Genomic DNA, 16,904 nt, shown 5'->3' with positions numbered 1-16,904 from the left:
CACATCTTGTCAGTCATCATGAGACATAAAAAATTGGTGACTTTTTAGTCAGACTGGAGCATACAATGGATTTTAATCTTGAAATTGACTTGAAAGACATTATGAGATCAGTTTCCATGAGTGTTGGTTCTAAGAACATCCAAAGTGGAGAGTACTACATAGACATTATTTTTAAAAACAATGGGGATTGTTTGAGGATTAGAATGGATCATGCTTCAGTTTTAGAATTTAGAGACAAAATAAATGAAACTCTTTGGAAACTGGACGGCATGAAGACGTTTATGAAGACAGCAGCTTTACAGTATGAGTAAAGCTGATTTTTTTGAAATTATTTAGAGTAAAAATAAAATAATTGTTTACAACATTTGGTTGAGGTTATATAATCGAATTAGAATAAGGAAAGGAGATAGCTTTAATTATTGATTAATGAACCAATTAACGATCAAATAAGAACTATGGTTTTAAGGAAATATGCAAAGCTCTTAGTATCATGTGAAAGATCTTTGCGCAGCATAGAGAACAATGAAATCAGAATGGCAATAGGAGACCTGGACTTTGTTAAAGACAATTTAGAGGAAATACAATACATACTTCGTGATGTGGTAAACCAGCATGAATATTTTGAGGATAAAAATAAAATGTAAGTTTTATAGAGATTCAAATAAGGAGGGAAAAGTAATGAATGAAATTCAAATTGATTACATGAAACATGCCTTGAAAAACGGAAATAGATTCTACGAGGAATCGAACGATATTCATTGGAATGAACTTGTTTCGAAAGGACTCGCCACCAAACACGCTGGGTGGGAAGAGGATATGGCTTATTTCAGGGTAACAGCAGCAGGCAAAGAGAAACTATCTGCCGAAAGGAGGTTATAGAGTGAGTGAATCAAAATTTAAGGAATTTGTGGTCTACCGTAAACGCAAGACGGATGGAGAGTTAATACCGTTTTACCGTTTTAATTATGACGATATCGAAAGCATTACTGACACAGAAGACGGGAGCAAAGTATCCTTCAAAAATGGTAGTACATTCGTTGTAAAAGGTACAGCAGCAGAGTATAAGAAAAAGATCGGATGGGAGAGCGGGCAATGAATCTACAAAAAATGTTTGAAATTCAAAAGGTGCTTGATGATCGGATCATCAAAGAAAAGGGGCTTGAGGGGCAGGACTTGCTCCCAAACCTCATTCTTGCTCTACAGGTGGAGCTTGCCGAGTGTGCGAATGAATGGCGCGGCTTTAAGCATTGGAGCAATGACCGGGAGCCGCGGACGAAAATAGAGCATTTTTGTCCGACGTGTGATGGCACTGGCGATGAAAACCACGATATTAATTTGCAATATCTCGAAGAAGGACATGCAACTGAACCATATTCCGAATGCCAAGACTGCAACGGCTCAGGAAAGATAGGTGAATCGAATCCACTACTTGAGGAATACGTGGACTGCCTGCATTTTATCTTGAGCATTGGGAACAAGTTGGGCTTAAATAGCAAAAAGACAATATCCTCCATCCATTTAAGTTACTTGAGTTCTACCATTGGTTTTAACACTGAGCGGCTTTTTTCTTCTTTGATGTCTACTGCTTACCGTTTACAGGTGATGAATGGAAAAGAAGCGCAGTTTCTCGACCTTTGTGTAAGCTTCTTCATTCTCGGTGAGCGGCTCGGATTTAAATGGGAGCAAATCGAAGCGGCTTACATGGACAAAAACGCCGTCAATCATCAGCGGCAGCAGGAGGGATATTGATGAACACAGCATACAGAGTGTGGGACGGCGAGCAAATGCATCATTGGGATGATGAAGGGTTGAGTCTTGAAATCAAAGGAGATAAATGGATTTTATGGCGTGATGGTTGCAGGATTATCGTTGCGGAAAGTTACGACGGAAAATCCGTTCTCATGTGGGGCATAGGGTTGAAAGATAGAAACGAAAAGATGATTTATGAGTACGACATCGACATGGTGAATAACGAACCGATGATCGTTGCTCGAGCTGGGGGTAATTTCGGTCTTAGATTTCCCAGCGATTGCGATTACCATATTGACGCTTGGATAGTTTGGGGAGAACGCGACATCGGCGGCAACGTATATCAAAATCCTGAGTTAGTGGAGGGCGCGGAGTGATTAGAGCAACAGAGAAACAATTGAGATTAATTCGAAACATGGAGCAATTTATAAGTGAAAGATTCACCGGTAATACAATTAGAGAAGCAAGCGAATTTATCACTAAGAATATGGATGAATACCAAGATGAGAAAGAAATGGCCGATGAATCAAAGGTTATATATGATGATGTTTACTATGAACAAGGCTGGTAAGCTTGCCGAGAAGTATTGAGATCAATATAAAAGATGCATTTTAACGTGATTAAAAGGGAGTGAGAATAATAATGGAATCAAAACATGGAATGAGTCAATATCGCTTAAATAGTGCTAAAAGTTGCGCTCGATCATTTTTAGAAACAGTAACAAAGATTGAGCTTATGTACCAACTTTCTCTTCAAAAGTTGGTGGATCCAGAAATTGCAGAATCCTATATTGCTAGAAATGTTAAAGAAATTGATAGAGATTGGGAGCATTTTAAAAGTTATATTGAGCAGCGAGAAGACATGAGGGAATTAGATAAATAAAATTAGAAAGGTTGATAGAATTTGAGAACATTAGTGCTATTAAGAGGCTGCCCAGGAGTAGGGAAATCAACTTGGGTTAAAGAAAATGGACTTGAGCAATACACACTTTCTGCGGACAACATTAGATTGCTGTTTCAGTCACCTGTGTTAAACAAAAGTGGGAAATATGAAATCTCTCCAAAACACGATAACAAGGTGTGGGATTTATTAATGAAATTGCTTGAAGACAGGATGGATCGCGGTGAATTCACAATTGTCGATGCAACTCATTCAAAGCAAAGTATGATTTCAAGATATAAGCCACTAGCTCAAAAATACAGATACCGTGTATATGTAATTGATTTTTCTGATGTTGATGTTCGGAGAATCTTAAAAAGAAATAAAATGAGGGCCGAACATAAGCATGTTCCTGAAAGCAGTATTCTAAATATTTATGAAAGAATGACAACAGAAAAAGTGCCATCTTGGGTAACTGTTCTAAAACCAGATGAGTTCGAAAACACGATGACTTATAAGCCAAGATGTTTTGACGATTATAAAAAGATACATATTTTCGGAGATGTTCATGGCTGCAATACTGTGCTTCAAGAGTATTTAAACGGTGATTTGAATGAAAATGAACTATACATCTTTGTAGGAGATCTTATCGACAGAGGTATTGAAAATGCACAGCTGTTAGAATTCATGATCAAAATTAAAGATTATAAAAATGTGATTATTCTCGAAGGGAATCATGATAGATATATCAATATGTATGGGAATGATGAAGAAACACCTAGCAGCACATTTAACAACAAAACTAAGCCAGAAATTGAACAATCCAACATTGATAAAAAAGATATTAGACAGCTGGCCAGAAAGTTTCATCAGTTAGCTTACTTTACATATAAAAACACTACATACATTGTAACCCATGGCGGAGTTTCAACCGTACCAGAAAATCTTTTGATGACTGCAACAACACAATTCATCAATGGAGTTGGAGATTATTCAGACGATATTGATTATGAATTTGCAAATAATACTGCAGGTCAAAATGTTGTACAGATTCATGGACATAGAAACATGTACCGTCTGCCTGTGGTAGCAGCAGATAGATCATATAACCTGGAAGGGCAAGTGGAAAGAGGAGGACATCTTAGAGTCGTTACACTGTCTGAGAACGGAATTGAAACGCATGAAGTGAAGAATAAAGTCTTTAAACAAATTTCAAGTGAAGTACCGAGTAACAGCGCAACTGTTGGAACAATTGATGAATTGATTTCCCACTTACGTGGTCATGAATATGTGCAAGAGAATAAAATGCCAAACAATATCTCATCATTTAATTTTACAAAGCAAGCATTTAGAAAGAAAAAGTGGGATGAAACAAATATTAAGGCAAGAGGTTTGTTTATTAACACTGAGAGCAATGAAATTGTAAGCAGAAGCTATGATAAATTTTTCAACATTGGAGAACGATCTGAAACAAGAATGCATCATCTCGTAGATACGATGAAATTTCCAGTAACAGTCTTCGATAAGGCAAATGGATATTTAGGAATTGTAGGGTATGACTCTTTGTCAGATCAGTTGGTATTCACTTCTAAATCCTTTACGTCACAAATATCAAATGAACATGCGAAATGGGTCGAAGAACTGTTTTTCAAATCTTTTAATGAAAATCAAGTGTCTTTTATCAAAACTTACCTGAAGCTTAACAATGTTTCATTCGTTTTTGAAGTAATACTTCCAGAAAAAGACCCGCATATCATTGAATACGACAAAGATAAACTGGTGCTTTTAGATATTGTTAAAAGGCAGGTTGTGTATACAAAACTTCCTTATTGGGAATTGAAAGCTGTAGCCGAGCATCTAAACATTGAGTGTAAAAAACAAGTTGCAGAGTTTAGTAACTGGACAGATTTCTATAGATGGTATCTGGACGTGTCACAAGATTTTTCAATTGAGGAAGAGGGTTATGTAATTGAAGATGCTGCCGGCTTCATGACAAAACTTAAGCTCCCTTACTATAACTTTTGGAAACAAATGAGGGGATTAAAGCATAAGATCAGCAACAAACATGAGCATATGGTTAACACAGGAAGCCTTTATACTCCTTTACACAATAGATTTTTCGCATGGGCTAAGACAAAGGACAGAGGGTATTTAAAATCAACCTCCATTATCAAATTGAGAAACGATTTTGAAAAAGAAACTGTGGCCCAGGAAACAAGATGAATTAGATTAAAAGTAAAATTTTAAAGAGAAAGGAAGTTTATATATGCCAACAGGATATACAAGCGAAATTTATCATGGAGAAGAGGTATCCCCTAAGGACTTTTTATTGACATGTGCACGGGCTTTTGGTGCAACCATTTCAATGAGGGAAGAACCTTTAAATGCTGAAATACCTGAGTTTGAACCGAGTGGCTACTATAAAGATGCTCTAACCAAGGAGTTATCAGAGTTAGACAGGTATTCAAATATGTCACTAAAAGAAGCGGAGATGGCTGTAGACACCCTGTATCGAAATCAATTAAATGAATATAAGAAAATCTCTGATAACCAAAAGAAACTCCTAAAACGGTATACGAAATTATTAGAATGTATCAAAGAATGGGAGCCGCCTACAAGTGAGCACATAAGCCTTAAAGAGTTTGCAATTGAGCAGTTAAAAGGCAGTATTAAAACTGACTGTAATCCCAGTCTCATTAGAGAGGTCGTACGACATGATCCTGAAGAATGGTTGAAAATGAAAATTGAGAAAACAAGGGATAATATCGAGTGGTACAAACAAATGCACCAGGAAGAAGTTGAGAGAGTAAACAGACGAAACGAATGGATAAAGAATCTAAGGGAAAGTGTGATTGGGATTTAATAAAAAGACTGTTTTAAAGAGAGGGAGATGTAATGATGGGAATGTACACAGAATTGGTTTGTGCTTTTGAGCTTATACAGGAGACTCCGAGGCATATTATTGAAACACTTGAATTCATGTGTGGTCAGAGAGAGGATCATCCGAATGAATTACCTGACCACAAGCTATTCTCTAAAGAAACCAGATGGAAATGGATGCTTCAATCAGATAGTTACTACTTCGATGGAACAACTCATAGTGAAATTGTAAATGACACTATAGGCGGTTGTTACGTGACAATTAGATGCAATTTAAAAAACTATGATGATGAAATTGAAAATTTCATTGAATGGGTCTCTCCTTATATTCGGAAGGACTACGATAATTATTTTATAGGGTATGAACGATATGAAGAGGACAAAAAACCTACTTTATTATTCGTGTAAAAGGACTATTTTCATTGTAAGGAGGAAGGCACATAGGTTATTTAAAGCACATAATTGATACAGCCTGGTTTAACTTAGTTTGGTTTAGATGGCATCTTGGAGCGGACATAAGCATATTTGATGGCTGCGGATGGAATACATATAAATACTTAAAGGATAAAAATAAAATAAGTGGAGGTTATTAAGGTGATAAAGAGGAATCTGCTTAGCAACCACGTTGATGAGATTATTGGTGAATATTACGCTGCTAAAGGATATTCAGTCCATAGCATTGACCGCCAGGAAAGTGGACATTTGATTTTAGAGATGGAGCACATAAATGAGGATAAAGTAAATAAAGAGTTGGATATCCCATTTAATTTTATACATAAAAGACCTCACAGGTCTAAGCTCGTCATTTGAATAAAAAAATACGATGAGAAAGGTTGAAAAGAATGGATTTAGTTGTCTTTAAAAAAGATGTTTTCTTTGAGGATGAACACAGTTGTCCTATTTTTAAAAAGGGTAAGGAGTATGAAATATTGAGCGAGGATAAAGGGTTCATTTATGTAAATTCTAAGCCGGACACAAATGAGTGTTCACAAATTCCTAAGGAAGAAGAAGGGTCTATGTTTGAATATAAGTAATATAAAGAATCGAGAAGGAGAAAACGCATGAACAGAATGAAAGAGCTTATTAGAAAAAATCTAAGCTTAAAGAAGATGTTAGAAGTTAACGAAAGAGAGATACTAGATGAAAAACGCAGAATAAGAATTGAAAAAATTGCTCGAAGCCTGGTGGAAAGATAACAAAATATCATTCATTAGAATCGAATGGGGTTGAAAACATGCTTGGTTATCAGAAAGGGAAGCAAGTAAGGTGGCATGAATGTGGGGAGATGGGAATTATATTGTGGACGACAAATCGAGGTTCTGTAGGTGTTGAATGGGGCTCTGGTGAATATGGTGAATATAATTATGAAGTCGATGAGTTATTAAAGTTAGTAGATTAATATGTTTTCCGAAAGTGAACGCGTGACAGTAAGAAAAAGGTTTACTCTAAATGAAATCGTGATTTTAAAGGAAGAGGTGGGGAAGTGAAATATAGAAAAAAACCAGTTGTCATTGATGCTATTCAATATGATGGATCACAAGATTCTTACGATAAGTTAAGGGACTTCTGCGGTGATATAGTGGGTATCTGGTCTGATTCACTTACAACAATACGTGTTATTTATATACAAACTTTAGAAGGCAACATGATCATTTCACCTAATGATTATGTAATAAAAGGAGTCCAAGGTGAGTTTTATCCATGTAAACCAGACATATTTCATCAGACTTATGAGAGAGTCTAAATAAAAGATAGTTTTCAACTAAACATATAAGGATGGATCGTTATCGAAATTATAAGCAAATCTGATAACGATCGCAGAGGGGATGTTAATCTCTATAGCGCCTTCTTTCCTCCAAGTCATCGGGATACTCATTCTGCTTTGACTTGGACTTGAATACAAACCAAATTACAGCAGCCAGCATGTAATCCATGACTTTATCAAAAGTCCAATTTGTGAAAAGATCCATAAGAATTTTCATTACCTTTCACCTCCCGAGACAAAAATGTCCTATCTCTTTTAGGTGGCGTGTGTATGACACGCTCCTATTAATAAAAGAGTGAAAAGTAATATGAAAATCAAAAAGAATTGAAAAAAACATGAAGAAAATTGAGGTGGAGCAAATGAGCGAAACTAAGGCAAACACAAATACAAAGATTCACGTATTGGCTGACGAAAAACTTGGCGGCATCAAGCGCGAATATGTAGAGGTCGATCGGAAGGCGGAGGTTGGCGAGAAGATCGTAATTGTAGAGAAGGCTGATTGCGATGAATGGTACGAGAACGGCGCTATTTTTACAGTTGATCGTGCCTGCCCGGGAAAGGCGCACGTAGAAAGTGACGAAGCTCGTAGCGGTACAAATCTCAGCGGATTTATCATTCGCGAAGAATATCACGTACTCGAACCGACCGACATCGTTCATATTGACGACGGCAGCTACGAAATGGTCGAACGTGAGGGGGAAGTAGGCGAGAAGATTATCATTGTTAGGCCTGACGGAGTAATAGGGGACGATTATGATACAGGGAGAGTTGGAACGGTAAAATCACGCCATTCTGCTGGAGACGTAAGCGTAGAAACTATTGGGTTGGTGTTTGGCGATGAATACCGTGTCCTCGTCCCATTAGGTAAACATAAGAAGACCTTTGAAAATAAAAATAGTGCATACAAAGAAGTCAAAAACTACATACATAATGAATTAAGTATTTCAAGACAAGATGTACAAGATATGATTAGCATTGCGGTTTCTAATGAAGTTCAGAAGATGTCTAAGTCAGGAAAACTGGATAGAATTGCGGGAGAAAAGATTGAATCACTTATTGAAGAAGGTTTTGAAAACGGAGGCCAGCTACTACATGGATTTAAAGAAAGGGTGTCACAAACAGTTTCCGATGAGGTGGGTAAACGGATTGCAAAAGTATTGAATATTAATGTGGAATTAAAGGAGGAAGGGAATTGACCAAGAACGAACGAGAAGATTATTTAAAGAGACTTGATGAATATGGATTGACAGAAGAAGAGAATGAGGAAATGACGAATATTTTAAATGATTTTGTGGGCTATGATATTTGGTAAATTATTTTGGGATCAAAATAAAATAGTTATTTTAACGATGAATTATCTAATTGATCCATGTACTAAATTTTCATTTAATGTGCGATGGCAAGTCACTAAGGAATTATGTAACGGAGAGATTAGACTCTCCAGGATTCAAAGGAAGGTATGCGGAGTTTACCATGCTTAGTCTTAAATCTGTGCTTAACCTTACATAAGATCGGTTCTATAAATACATATTCATCAGATTCAGACTTTACATGTTTCATAGAGTGGAACTTACTTCGTTCTGCGTTCGGCATGAATTCCATAAATCCAGCTGCCGTACCATCAGGATAAGACAGAAGAAATTTTATATCCTCTTTGGTGTAGCCAGTGATAAGGACATCTGTGTAATCATAGTTAATCACTTTCAGCCAGCTGTGGGAACGTTTATTGATTTCATAAGGGGAGTTAGCTTTCTTTAGTACGATTCCTTCAAGATGCTTTTCTTTGGCTAGATTAAAGTAAGCTAACCCTTTTCCTTGCAGGCCCTCAATAACATATACATTATCGTGATCAAGGTTAAGATTTAAAAGCATGTTTTTACGTTCATTGAGCGGCTTATTAGCGATTGAATGCCCATCAATATAAATTACATCGAATACACAGTAAACCACCTTATGGGCTGATTTCTTAGACATAAAGCGTTCCATTACAGCCTCGAAATCAGGAGCGCCGCCTGGGGCAGCAACAATAATTTCACCATCTAAAACAGTTCCATTGGGTATATCGAGATTCAAGAGTTCTGGGAACTTGCTTGTTACCTCATTGTTGTGACGAGTATAAAGCTTTATCTGATCATTAAACTTGGAGAGAATCAGTCTAATTCCATCAAATTTCAGCTCAGTGATATAGTTCTCGTCATCAAATGGTTCCTTTATCGAATGCAATAACATTGGCGATACAAACAAAATATCACCTCCTACTTAGAACATAATAGCTAAGCGAAGGTGATATATAAAGCAAAATGACTGTGGTACTTAATGGGATTCAATGAGCTCCGGTGAGTTGTTTTTAGGTGAGTTAACTAAGGATGAAACTTGATAAGCTTCCATGTCATCAGAGTTATACGGCAACAGTAAGCTTTGAAGATAATCAGGGTCAGTGTTTTTAGGATTTAGCCATTCCTTTTCATTCTCATTTGTAAGGATAACTGGCATCCGATCATGAATGTCTTCCATAAGCTCATTAGGCTTTGTTGTGATGATTGTGCAAGTATACAACGGATTGCCTTCTGACGTGTTCCACTTTTCATATAAGCCGGCAAAAGCAAAGAGATTGGAGGATTTGAGCTTAATACGCATAGGAATCTTAGTCTTTGGATCAAGACGCTTCCATTCATAAAAACTGTCAGCTGGGATGATACAACGTTTGCTTACGAGTGGCTTTCGAAAGCTGGGTTTCTCGGCCAATGTTTCAGCACGAGCATTAATCATTTTATACCCGATCTTTTCATCCTTAGCCCAAGGAGGAATAAGACCCCATCTAAGCTTACCCAGACGATTGTTTGACCCATCATTAATGATTGTCAGGATGTTTTGTGAAGGAGCGACGTTATAACTTGGATGGTATTCGTCTTCAGGCAAAAATTGATCTATATTGAATTGCTCAATGATGTCATCGAACTCAGAGAATAAAGTGAACCTGCCACACATGTTCATCATCCTTTAGGGTTTTTGAATATTGTACAGGCTTGATACACGAAAATCAAAAAGGAGGAATGTGATGCAGCAAACAGTTGAGGTTAAAGAAGTTGAAGTGTTGATCAGAGGGATATGGACAAAGAAGAAGTTCACGGATATTCAAAAGGGACAAACATTTAAGATTGAGGAAAATGGGAAATCAGCAAAATACATAGCAAGAACAGAACCTTATTGGGATGAGATGTACGAAGCCTATATAATTGATTTATTTGATAAAAATAAAATAAGTATACTGAGTTAAATGGTATTAGTGAAGAAAAAAACGGAGGTCGCAGAATGAGAGAAATTAAGTTTCGGATGTATTCAAAAAAGAAAAAAGTAATGCACTATTGGGATCATATAAAGCAGTTTCAGTTGGCAGCGCTAGATGATAATGATGAAAATGAAAAATACAGTTCATGGATGCAATACACGGGGATGAAGGACAAATACCACAGAGAGATTTATGAGGGGGATATCATCCAAGATGTAGATGGTTTTCATTGGAGAGTCTACTGGAAAGACGGATCTTTTTGGGCTAAGGGTGGAGAAATGAATGATGATCAGCATCTCATAGAACTCGAGTCAGTCTGGTGGGATGTAGCAGGAAACATTTACGAAGATCCTGAGCTTTTGGAAACTGAATAAAAACGATATTTTATTTAAGGGGGTGATAACATGTGAGTTATCTATGTGATTTGAGTTTTAAGAATAAAACAAAAATAAAAAGGAGTGGTTGTTAATTGTTGAGGATTAAAAACAGAATAGAGGAACTGTTAAAAAAGACTAAAGGAGCAGAAAAGAGAGACTTTGGACGGTACACTCTAATCTGCACACTTCACCCTGAAGCGAAGCTATTAAAGTATAGCACAGTTAAGAAGACTTTTCCAGTCTTGGTGACTGCTCTGGTTTCATTCCTGAATCCAGTGAGTATTTTAGCAGCGGACAAGTATCGGAACTTTGAAGAGCTTAAAGCTAATGAATCCCCGTTCAATTTCAGTGTATTCTCAAAAGAGAAAGACACCGATGTATTAATTCTTGCTCCCCATGGAGGTGGCATAGAAGGGGGAACAAGTGAGCTTGCAAAGGAATTAAGCGAAGCATACTCTACATATCTTTTTGAAGCTTTAAAGACACCAGGAGCATTTGATTTACACTTAACCAGTACGAATTTTGATGAACCACAAGCACTTGAAATGTTGAAGGAACATGAGTTCACACTTTCACTTCACGGGTACGCAAGTAATGATCAACATGTTTTAGTTGGCGGCACAGATCGGGAGAAAGCTGAAGCGATAACAAACACATTAAATAATGCCGGTTACTCTGCAGAGCTTCTTGATGAGGGGACGAGGTTATCCGGTAGCAGTCCAAATAACGTGGCCAATAAAAATAAAACAGGAAAGAGCATTCAACTTGAGTTAAGTACTGGACTGCGAAAATCAATGTTTAACACCTTTTCTCTCAAAGGGCGCTCAGGAACAAGAAATGAGACCTTTTATAATTTCATTGACACTCTTTCACGGTTTCTCAGTGAAAATGTAGAAGGGAACGGTTTGACAACATGAACATGGAGCAGTCCTTATACTATTTTGTTGATGCTCTGGATTGGGGAATTGATGATAAAGGGTCAAATGCAATTGAAACAACAGAAGGAATAAACCGAGCTTTAGAGTATGCAAGCTCAAAATCATTCTATAAAGTACATATTCCAAAAGGTACCTATCTAATTGATGCTGTGAATATGTCAAGGCGGTTGCCTGAATTCGGTGGAGGTATTAATGTTCCTTCGAATATTGAGTTAATACTTCATCCAGAGGCTGTTTTTAAAGTGTTGCCTAATGATTCTCAAGGCTACTCCTGTTTTTATATTGGCCAAGCGAGCAATGTAACGATTCGTGGCGGTCAAATTATAGGGGATCGATACGAGCATGATTATTCAAAAGTAACTTCAATTAAAAGGACACATGAATGGGGATACGGAATTCATATTCATGGCAGCAGTAATGTGTTAATTGAAAATGTGCAAGTCTCTGACTGTATTGGAGATAACATTTGGATAGCAGCCGATGGGATGATGAACACTTCAGGAGCGTATACGCCTTCAAAGAATGTAACCGTTCGAAAGTGTACTCTTTTAAGAGGGAGAAGAAATAATCTGGCTACCAATGGTTGTGAAGGTCTTCTTGTAGACGACTGTGATATAGAGGAAGCTGGGGGAGATACCATTGGGCCACAATTAGGAATTGATTTAGAGGGTTTTGGAGAAAACGGAATTAAGTATGATCACCCATACAAATTAACTGTACGAAACTGCCGGTTTAAAAATAATGGGCGTGGATCCGTTACAGCTCACACAAGCGGTGAAGTAAACTTAGAAGGAAACTTTAGTGACAATGTTATCTCTTATGGATACAGCACTGATGTCAGTGTTAAGGACAACAAGATTATTAATAAGGGAAAATCCAAGAAATATGGAATTGACTCGGTGGGTGTTTCAAGCACGGAGTCAGGAAATAGAGTACAAATCAGCGGTAACACTGTAAGAGGGTTTGAAATAGGCATATGTGTAAGAGGTAAAGGGATTGATGTAACGAACAATATACTTGAAAACATCGCGGCTTGTCCGATTGCAACACATGAAGCTGAAGATGTTTTTATTTCGAATAATCATATTGAAAACAGCGATTGTATACAAGTTCAAGTGCGAAACTCAAAAGATGTGAGAGTTACAAATAATAAAGGGGGAAATACCACATCTGCTTATGCCATTAAAATCATGGATTCGAACCGTGTAAGCTTTGCAATTAATGAATTTGCAAATGTGCACGGGGGAATTTATTGTGAGAGGTCTCAATCAGTTCGTTTAATGTTGAATGACCTATTCTTAAGCGGAAGTGGATACGGCATCTTTTGGGATAAGGATTCTGAAGTGTATTTCAACAGAAATGAAATTCATAATCCAAGAAATGTTGCAATCAAAGGTACATCCGAGAAATACAGCTGTCAGATCAGTGAGAATCAGATTTATTTCTGTAAGTCATTGATTGCTATCCACCTGACAGGTGGTTCAGAACACATGTTAAACAATAATGAGATCATGTTTAATCGTTCAACAGACCAGGGATATGGAGTGTATTTGGAGAATACGGACAAAGTACGGCTTGTAAGAAATGATGCGCGGGGAATTGGAGGTAAGCTATTATCTCACCCTTATTGCACAGATAAAGCAAAGAATACAACGTTAATTCATAACACATATGATAGTGGAACGCTGAAGACAGCAGAAGGAGATGTTGTAGTCTAAATAAAATTGTAGTTTTAACAAGATTGGGAGATGGATATATGGCCAATATTTTAAGTGAAGAACAAGATGAAGCAATCCGGTATTTCAAAAACAAGCTGAGCTTATCTGAAAAACTGTACATATCCCTAATTAATTTTAACCTGCTTAGAGATAAACACGAAGACTTTGGTAATAGACTATATGAGCTTTATAAGGCAGATCCTTATCTGTATATCAAAGCGCTCAAAGAAGGTTACGTGGTTGATCAGCCAATTGAATTTAATGAAGCAATTGTGCGGTTCTATGATGGTGAAGAACTTGCTGTAATTCATAAGACCACTGGGAAGAGATATAACGTAAATATAAAAATGAAAAAGCTTCCTGACGGTTTTACGCTACAAACAATGAACATGTGGTCATGGAGTGAAGTTGTTTAATTTTATGAATTTTCACTTGTTTTGATTTGTCATATCGTTAAGTGGGTACATTAAGGATGAGAAGGAAAAGGTTCTCTCATTATAATGTTAAGGGGTGTTTAATGTGTTGGTATATGAATATGGCAGAACGAAGCAAGAAGCTTTGTCTAACCTATGTAGAAAAATGATCCGTGAGTACCCAGATGAAACTTTCACAACGGACTTTGCAAAAGTTTCTGATTACGGTAATGAAGGATCAGATAAGAGATACGTAGCTGAATTTCGGGTATAGGATAGTTTGTTATACAGAAGCGCCTAAGCAAAGGTGCTTCTTAACTCTCGATATGATTTTATAAAATTACGCTGTTGGGGGTGGAAACAAGAAAATCATTCTTCAGATGCAGTCTGTACCCCAATTGTAAAGATACTCATTAAAACTTTTCAGAATAAAAATAAAATAGTTATTGACCATGCCATTTTAATGATGTAAGATTAAGTTATCCCAAAGAGAGAAAGGAGGAAAGAGATGAAAAAGGAATTAAAGATACTGAAAGTATCTGCCGAAGCCTTGCATACCTACAAAAATGATGTAAAAAGGAATTACAACATTGACGAAGACCAAGCAAGAAGAAAATTAACCAGGAATGTAATGTTGGTTAAGGAATTTAAACCAAGAGGAATTAGAAGAGGTCTTTTTTCTAAAACATATTCATATGGAAACTTAAAGATCACAATCCGGCATGGAACAGTAATAAGGATTGAAAATGTAAAAGGTGATCCTGAACCTTGGGACTTTCCAAAAAAGAGATACATAGAATTAAACAAGCTACTGGGTATCAAGGATTGTAAGTTTAGTAGTAAGTCTCATTATAGGCATTTTAAGAGTAAAAATAAAATATAAACGAAAAAGAAAGAGGTTGATTATTTAAATGGCAGAAAATAAAACAGTATTACGTGAAGCATCAAATGTTGTAACTATTGAGGGTACACTTGCTGAGGTAAGACACACTGAGTGGAAAAGCGGCAAGGGGTTAAATATTGAATTAGACATTGAGGTTGCGCCAAATGAAGTACATACAGTGAAGGGCTTTTCAAAATATAAGAAAGCTGATGGCACAGATAATGCTATTGCCAAAGGGTATCAAACTATTATCAGTGATTATAAGTCCATTGCAGAACACGGGAGAGATCAAGCTGATAAAGTGAGAATTACCCAAGGAAAGATTGGATTAAACGAATATTACTCACAAGGGATTTTAAAGGCATATCCACAGTTAACGACTAACTTTGTAAATAGACTGGACGCCAATGAAGAATTCAATCCAAGAGCAGAATTTGATGTTGAGTTGTTTGTAAAGAATGTAATCGAAGAAAAAGTAAAAGGTGAAGAAACGGGCAGAGTTAATTTAAATGGTTATATTCCTTTATATGGTGGGAAAGTAATTCCGTTTGAATTTGTAGTCACAAAAGAAGGGTCTCAATACGTTGAAAATAATTATGAAAAAGGGTCTACGGTTAATGTTTTTGGAAAGATTATTAACTTTAAAGAGCAAAAAGTAACGACCAAAACAGCAGCATTTGGCGAAGACAAGAAAGAAATCACAATTAATTCGAAAAGAGAGTACCTAATTACAGGTGGCAATGATCCATATGACGAGGATAGCAAAAATGCTTTTAATGCAGATGCAATTAAAAAAGCGTTGACTGAAAGAGAGATTTACCTAGATGAGCTTAAGAGTGAAAGTGGCAATGAGAATAATAAAAAGTCTGGGTTTGGAGGAAGCGCTCCTAATAACAAGCCTTCAAAGCCGGTTGAAATTTCAGATGATGACCTCCCTTTTTAATGGATAAAAATAAAATAATTCACCTGAGAATACATAGCTGGGGTGGGCTTTGACTCACCCATCAAATCATAATTAAAGGAGAGTTTAAATGGCAATCGATATTTTCAACCCTCAAGTTTCAGTAGTCGCAAAAGGTTTAGAAGGAAAAGTTATTACTATCTATGGTTCTAATAACTTGGGTAAGACAAAACAAAGCACACGAATGAAGAAGCCATTATACTTGCCATTTGAAAAAGGTTTGAATGCCATCGCAGGCGTTAAATTTATGGCTATTAATAGCTGGGCGGATTTTAAGAAGGTTAATAAACAATTAACCAAAAATGCAGAAAAGGCAAAAGAAACGTATCAGACAATTATTGTTGATGAAGTAGATGCATTTGCTAAATATGCAACTAGATATGTTTGCGAACAATATGATGTAGAACGGATTAAAGATGGAAATGATGGGTTTGGTCTTTGGAAAGAGTATGAAACAGAAGTATGGGAAGAAATTAATAAACTGATTGGGGTAGGGTTTACCGTAATCTTTATTGCTCATGCTGCAGAGGACAAAAAAGGAAAAGTTTATCCTAAAGGTGATAAACGTGTCTTGGCCCCTGTTATTGATAACAGTGATATTGTACTTTATCTAAGTTCTAATGGTGTTGATGAAGATAGAAAGGTTATCAAATCAAGCGCCTGGTTGGCTGAAACAGCTGAGCATTTTGCACGGAGCCGATTCGATTACATTGACACATACCTTCCTGAATTCACTGCAGAGAACCTGGAGAAGGCCATTATCGAAGCAGTTGAAAGACAGGAAGAAGCAGAAGGTATTGTTGCCGTTACATATGAAGAGCAAAAACAAAATAATTCTTCAGAAGTGCTTGATTACGACTCATTGATGGAGCAAATTAAAGAAGTTGGAATTAAGCTCAATGAAGAAGGACGACTGGAAGAGGTTAATCAGATTACAGAGAAACATTTAGGCAAGGGAGTAAAAGTGACTGAATGCAGCCGCAAACAAGTAAACGTTATGTCTGTAATCTTGGATGACTTAAAGGATCTTCTCACTAAATAAACAGGAGGGA

Annotated in this window: 27 protein-coding genes; 24 read left to right on the top strand and 3 right to left on the bottom strand. The window is 36.8% G+C overall.

Annotated elements, in window-relative coordinates; all coding sequences use genetic code 11:
• Positions 1-65 precede the first annotated feature (65 nt).
• The 15 genes from GNE05_RS11125 (at position 66) to GNE05_RS11070 (ending at position 7,252) form a co-directional block, all read left to right on the top strand.
• Entirely contained in the window at positions 66-311 is a 246-nt protein-coding gene (locus GNE05_RS11125; protein WP_020954128.1) for a hypothetical protein, read from the top strand.
• Positions 312-678: 367 nt separating this feature from the next.
• Positions 679-879, top strand: coding sequence for a hypothetical protein (locus tag GNE05_RS11120; RefSeq protein WP_160182796.1), 201 nt, complete (start codon positions 679-681; stop codon positions 877-879).
• 1 nt (position 880) lies between these two features.
• On the top strand, positions 881-1,096 hold the full coding sequence (locus GNE05_RS11115) for a hypothetical protein (protein ID WP_160182795.1): 216 nt from the start codon (positions 881-883) through the stop codon (positions 1,094-1,096).
• Positions 1,093-1,749, top strand: a complete 657-nt coding sequence (locus tag GNE05_RS11110) for a dUTP diphosphatase (protein ID WP_160182794.1) — start codon at positions 1,093-1,095, stop codon at positions 1,747-1,749. The genes GNE05_RS11115 and GNE05_RS11110 overlap by 4 nt, the downstream gene beginning before the upstream one ends.
• Positions 1,749-2,126: a YopX family protein gene (locus GNE05_RS11105; RefSeq protein ID WP_160182793.1), complete on the top strand. Its 378-nt coding sequence runs from the start codon at positions 1,749-1,751 to the stop codon at positions 2,124-2,126. Before GNE05_RS11110 ends, GNE05_RS11105 begins: the two co-directional genes overlap by 1 nt.
• On the top strand, positions 2,123-2,320 hold the full coding sequence (locus GNE05_RS11100; protein ID WP_160182792.1) for a hypothetical protein: 198 nt from the start codon (positions 2,123-2,125) through the stop codon (positions 2,318-2,320). The genes GNE05_RS11105 and GNE05_RS11100 overlap by 4 nt, the downstream gene beginning before the upstream one ends.
• A gap of 71 nt (positions 2,321-2,391) precedes the next feature.
• Positions 2,392-2,631 carry a hypothetical protein gene (locus GNE05_RS11095; protein ID WP_160182791.1) on the top strand — a complete coding sequence of 80 codons (240 nt, stop codon included), beginning with the start codon at positions 2,392-2,394 and terminating at the stop codon, positions 2,629-2,631.
• Between the two features lie 21 nt (positions 2,632-2,652).
• Positions 2,653-4,851 (top strand): RNA ligase, encoded by a 2,199-nt coding sequence (locus GNE05_RS11090; RefSeq protein WP_160182790.1) that lies wholly within the window; start codon positions 2,653-2,655, stop codon positions 4,849-4,851.
• Positions 4,852-4,894: 43 nt separating this feature from the next.
• Positions 4,895-5,491 (top strand): hypothetical protein, encoded by a 597-nt coding sequence (locus GNE05_RS11085; RefSeq protein WP_160182789.1) that lies wholly within the window; start codon positions 4,895-4,897, stop codon positions 5,489-5,491.
• Between the two features lie 32 nt (positions 5,492-5,523).
• A complete protein-coding gene (locus GNE05_RS11080; RefSeq protein ID WP_236654835.1) occupies positions 5,524-5,916 on the top strand; it encodes a hypothetical protein in 393 nt (130 codons plus the stop codon).
• A 186-nt stretch (positions 5,917-6,102) separates the two neighbouring features.
• Positions 6,103-6,318, top strand: a complete 216-nt coding sequence (locus GNE05_RS21280; protein WP_057080587.1) for a hypothetical protein — start codon at positions 6,103-6,105, stop codon at positions 6,316-6,318.
• A gap of 32 nt (positions 6,319-6,350) precedes the next feature.
• Positions 6,351-6,542, top strand: coding sequence for a hypothetical protein (locus GNE05_RS11075; protein ID WP_041054525.1), 192 nt, complete (start codon positions 6,351-6,353; stop codon positions 6,540-6,542).
• A gap of 27 nt (positions 6,543-6,569) precedes the next feature.
• Entirely contained in the window at positions 6,570-6,704 is a 135-nt protein-coding gene (locus GNE05_RS21405) for a hypothetical protein (protein ID WP_257730966.1), read from the top strand.
• Positions 6,705-6,742: 38 nt separating this feature from the next.
• On the top strand, positions 6,743-6,907 hold the full coding sequence (locus GNE05_RS21010; protein WP_201741780.1) for a hypothetical protein: 165 nt from the start codon (positions 6,743-6,745) through the stop codon (positions 6,905-6,907).
• 84 nt (positions 6,908-6,991) lie between these two features.
• Positions 6,992-7,252 (top strand): hypothetical protein, encoded by a 261-nt coding sequence (locus GNE05_RS11070; RefSeq protein ID WP_047474307.1) that lies wholly within the window; start codon positions 6,992-6,994, stop codon positions 7,250-7,252.
• Between the two features lie 85 nt (positions 7,253-7,337).
• On the opposite strand, the gene GNE05_RS21005 is transcribed toward GNE05_RS11070, so the two are convergent.
• Positions 7,338-7,490, bottom strand: coding sequence for a hypothetical protein (locus GNE05_RS21005; RefSeq protein WP_173391191.1), 153 nt, complete (start codon positions 7,488-7,490; stop codon positions 7,338-7,340).
• Between the two features lie 118 nt (positions 7,491-7,608).
• On the opposite strand from GNE05_RS21005, the gene GNE05_RS11065 reads away from it, so the two are divergent.
• Positions 7,609-8,469 carry a hypothetical protein gene (locus GNE05_RS11065; RefSeq protein ID WP_236654834.1) on the top strand — a complete coding sequence of 287 codons (861 nt, stop codon included), beginning with the start codon at positions 7,609-7,611 and terminating at the stop codon, positions 8,467-8,469.
• A gap of 235 nt (positions 8,470-8,704) precedes the next feature.
• Here GNE05_RS11065 and GNE05_RS11060 read toward each other — a convergent pair whose 3' ends face one another.
• Positions 8,705-9,517: an ATP-dependent DNA ligase gene (locus tag GNE05_RS11060; protein ID WP_160182788.1), complete on the bottom strand. Its 813-nt coding sequence runs from the start codon at positions 9,515-9,517 to the stop codon at positions 8,705-8,707.
• A 69-nt stretch (positions 9,518-9,586) separates the two neighbouring features.
• Entirely contained in the window at positions 9,587-10,261 is a 675-nt protein-coding gene (locus GNE05_RS11055; protein WP_160182787.1) for an SOS response-associated peptidase, read from the bottom strand.
• 67 nt (positions 10,262-10,328) lie between these two features.
• Between GNE05_RS11055 and GNE05_RS11050 the strand changes: the two genes are divergently transcribed.
• The 8 genes from GNE05_RS11050 (at position 10,329) to GNE05_RS11015 (ending at position 16,894) form a co-directional block, all read left to right on the top strand.
• On the top strand, positions 10,329-10,550 hold the full coding sequence (locus tag GNE05_RS11050; RefSeq protein WP_160182786.1) for a hypothetical protein: 222 nt from the start codon (positions 10,329-10,331) through the stop codon (positions 10,548-10,550).
• Positions 10,551-10,585: 35 nt separating this feature from the next.
• Positions 10,586-10,936: a YopX family protein gene (locus GNE05_RS11045; RefSeq protein ID WP_160182785.1), complete on the top strand. Its 351-nt coding sequence runs from the start codon at positions 10,586-10,588 to the stop codon at positions 10,934-10,936.
• Positions 10,937-11,031: 95 nt separating this feature from the next.
• On the top strand, positions 11,032-11,856 hold the full coding sequence (locus GNE05_RS11040) for a poly-gamma-glutamate hydrolase family protein (RefSeq protein ID WP_160182784.1): 825 nt from the start codon (positions 11,032-11,034) through the stop codon (positions 11,854-11,856).
• Positions 11,853-13,595 (top strand): right-handed parallel beta-helix repeat-containing protein, encoded by a 1,743-nt coding sequence (locus tag GNE05_RS11035; RefSeq protein ID WP_160182783.1) that lies wholly within the window; start codon positions 11,853-11,855, stop codon positions 13,593-13,595. Before GNE05_RS11040 ends, GNE05_RS11035 begins: the two co-directional genes overlap by 4 nt.
• 38 nt (positions 13,596-13,633) lie before the next feature.
• Complete coding sequence (locus GNE05_RS11030) at positions 13,634-14,011, top strand: hypothetical protein (protein WP_134982128.1); 378 nt, start codon at positions 13,634-13,636, stop codon at positions 14,009-14,011.
• A gap of 505 nt (positions 14,012-14,516) precedes the next feature.
• The gene (locus GNE05_RS11025) at positions 14,517-14,891 is read left to right on the top strand and encodes a hypothetical protein (protein WP_160182782.1); all 375 of its coding nucleotides are present in this window, start codon (positions 14,517-14,519) and stop codon (positions 14,889-14,891) included.
• Between the two features lie 28 nt (positions 14,892-14,919).
• The gene (locus tag GNE05_RS11020) at positions 14,920-15,834 is read left to right on the top strand and encodes a hypothetical protein (RefSeq protein ID WP_124692939.1); all 915 of its coding nucleotides are present in this window, start codon (positions 14,920-14,922) and stop codon (positions 15,832-15,834) included.
• Positions 15,835-15,922: 88 nt separating this feature from the next.
• The gene (locus GNE05_RS11015) at positions 15,923-16,894 is read left to right on the top strand and encodes an ATP-binding protein (protein WP_160182781.1); all 972 of its coding nucleotides are present in this window, start codon (positions 15,923-15,925) and stop codon (positions 16,892-16,894) included.
• Positions 16,895-16,904: the final 10 nt, after the last annotated feature.

Origin of the sequence: Bacillus sp. AM1(2019) (assembly GCF_009906915.1) — a bacterium.
Taxonomy (GTDB): domain Bacteria; phylum Bacillota; class Bacilli; order Bacillales; family Bacillaceae; genus Bacillus; species Bacillus velezensis.
This window is presented reverse-complemented; position numbering and strand designations above follow the sequence as displayed.

Coding starts and splice junctions, on each gene's coding strand:
- GNE05_RS11125 (WP_020954128.1), top strand. CDS start 66: ATGGATTTTAATCTTGAAATTGACTTGAAAGACATTATGAGATCAGTT.
- GNE05_RS11120 (WP_160182796.1), top strand. CDS start 679: ATGAATGAAATTCAAATTGATTACATGAAACATGCCTTGAAAAACGGA.
- GNE05_RS11110 (WP_160182794.1), top strand. CDS start 1,093: ATGAATCTACAAAAAATGTTTGAAATTCAAAAGGTGCTTGATGATCGG.
- GNE05_RS11105 (WP_160182793.1), top strand. CDS start 1,749: ATGAACACAGCATACAGAGTGTGGGACGGCGAGCAAATGCATCATTGG.
- GNE05_RS11095 (WP_160182791.1), top strand. CDS start 2,392: ATGGAATCAAAACATGGAATGAGTCAATATCGCTTAAATAGTGCTAAA.
- GNE05_RS11085 (WP_160182789.1), top strand. CDS start 4,895: ATGCCAACAGGATATACAAGCGAAATTTATCATGGAGAAGAGGTATCC.
- GNE05_RS11080 (WP_236654835.1), top strand. CDS start 5,524: ATGATGGGAATGTACACAGAATTGGTTTGTGCTTTTGAGCTTATACAG.
- GNE05_RS11075 (WP_041054525.1), top strand. CDS start 6,351: ATGGATTTAGTTGTCTTTAAAAAAGATGTTTTCTTTGAGGATGAACAC.
- GNE05_RS21405 (WP_257730966.1), top strand. CDS start 6,570: ATGAACAGAATGAAAGAGCTTATTAGAAAAAATCTAAGCTTAAAGAAG.
- GNE05_RS21010 (WP_201741780.1), top strand. CDS start 6,743: ATGCTTGGTTATCAGAAAGGGAAGCAAGTAAGGTGGCATGAATGTGGG.
- GNE05_RS21005 (WP_173391191.1), bottom strand. CDS start 7,490: ATGAAAATTCTTATGGATCTTTTCACAAATTGGACTTTTGATAAAGTC.
- GNE05_RS11065 (WP_236654834.1), top strand. CDS start 7,609: ATGAAGAAAATTGAGGTGGAGCAAATGAGCGAAACTAAGGCAAACACA.
- GNE05_RS11055 (WP_160182787.1), bottom strand. CDS start 10,261: ATGTGTGGCAGGTTCACTTTATTCTCTGAGTTCGATGACATCATTGAG.
- GNE05_RS11045 (WP_160182785.1), top strand. CDS start 10,586: ATGAGAGAAATTAAGTTTCGGATGTATTCAAAAAAGAAAAAAGTAATG.
- GNE05_RS11035 (WP_160182783.1), top strand. CDS start 11,853: ATGAACATGGAGCAGTCCTTATACTATTTTGTTGATGCTCTGGATTGG.
- GNE05_RS11030 (WP_134982128.1), top strand. CDS start 13,634: ATGGCCAATATTTTAAGTGAAGAACAAGATGAAGCAATCCGGTATTTC.
- GNE05_RS11025 (WP_160182782.1), top strand. CDS start 14,517: ATGAAAAAGGAATTAAAGATACTGAAAGTATCTGCCGAAGCCTTGCAT.
- GNE05_RS11020 (WP_124692939.1), top strand. CDS start 14,920: ATGGCAGAAAATAAAACAGTATTACGTGAAGCATCAAATGTTGTAACT.
- GNE05_RS11015 (WP_160182781.1), top strand. CDS start 15,923: ATGGCAATCGATATTTTCAACCCTCAAGTTTCAGTAGTCGCAAAAGGT.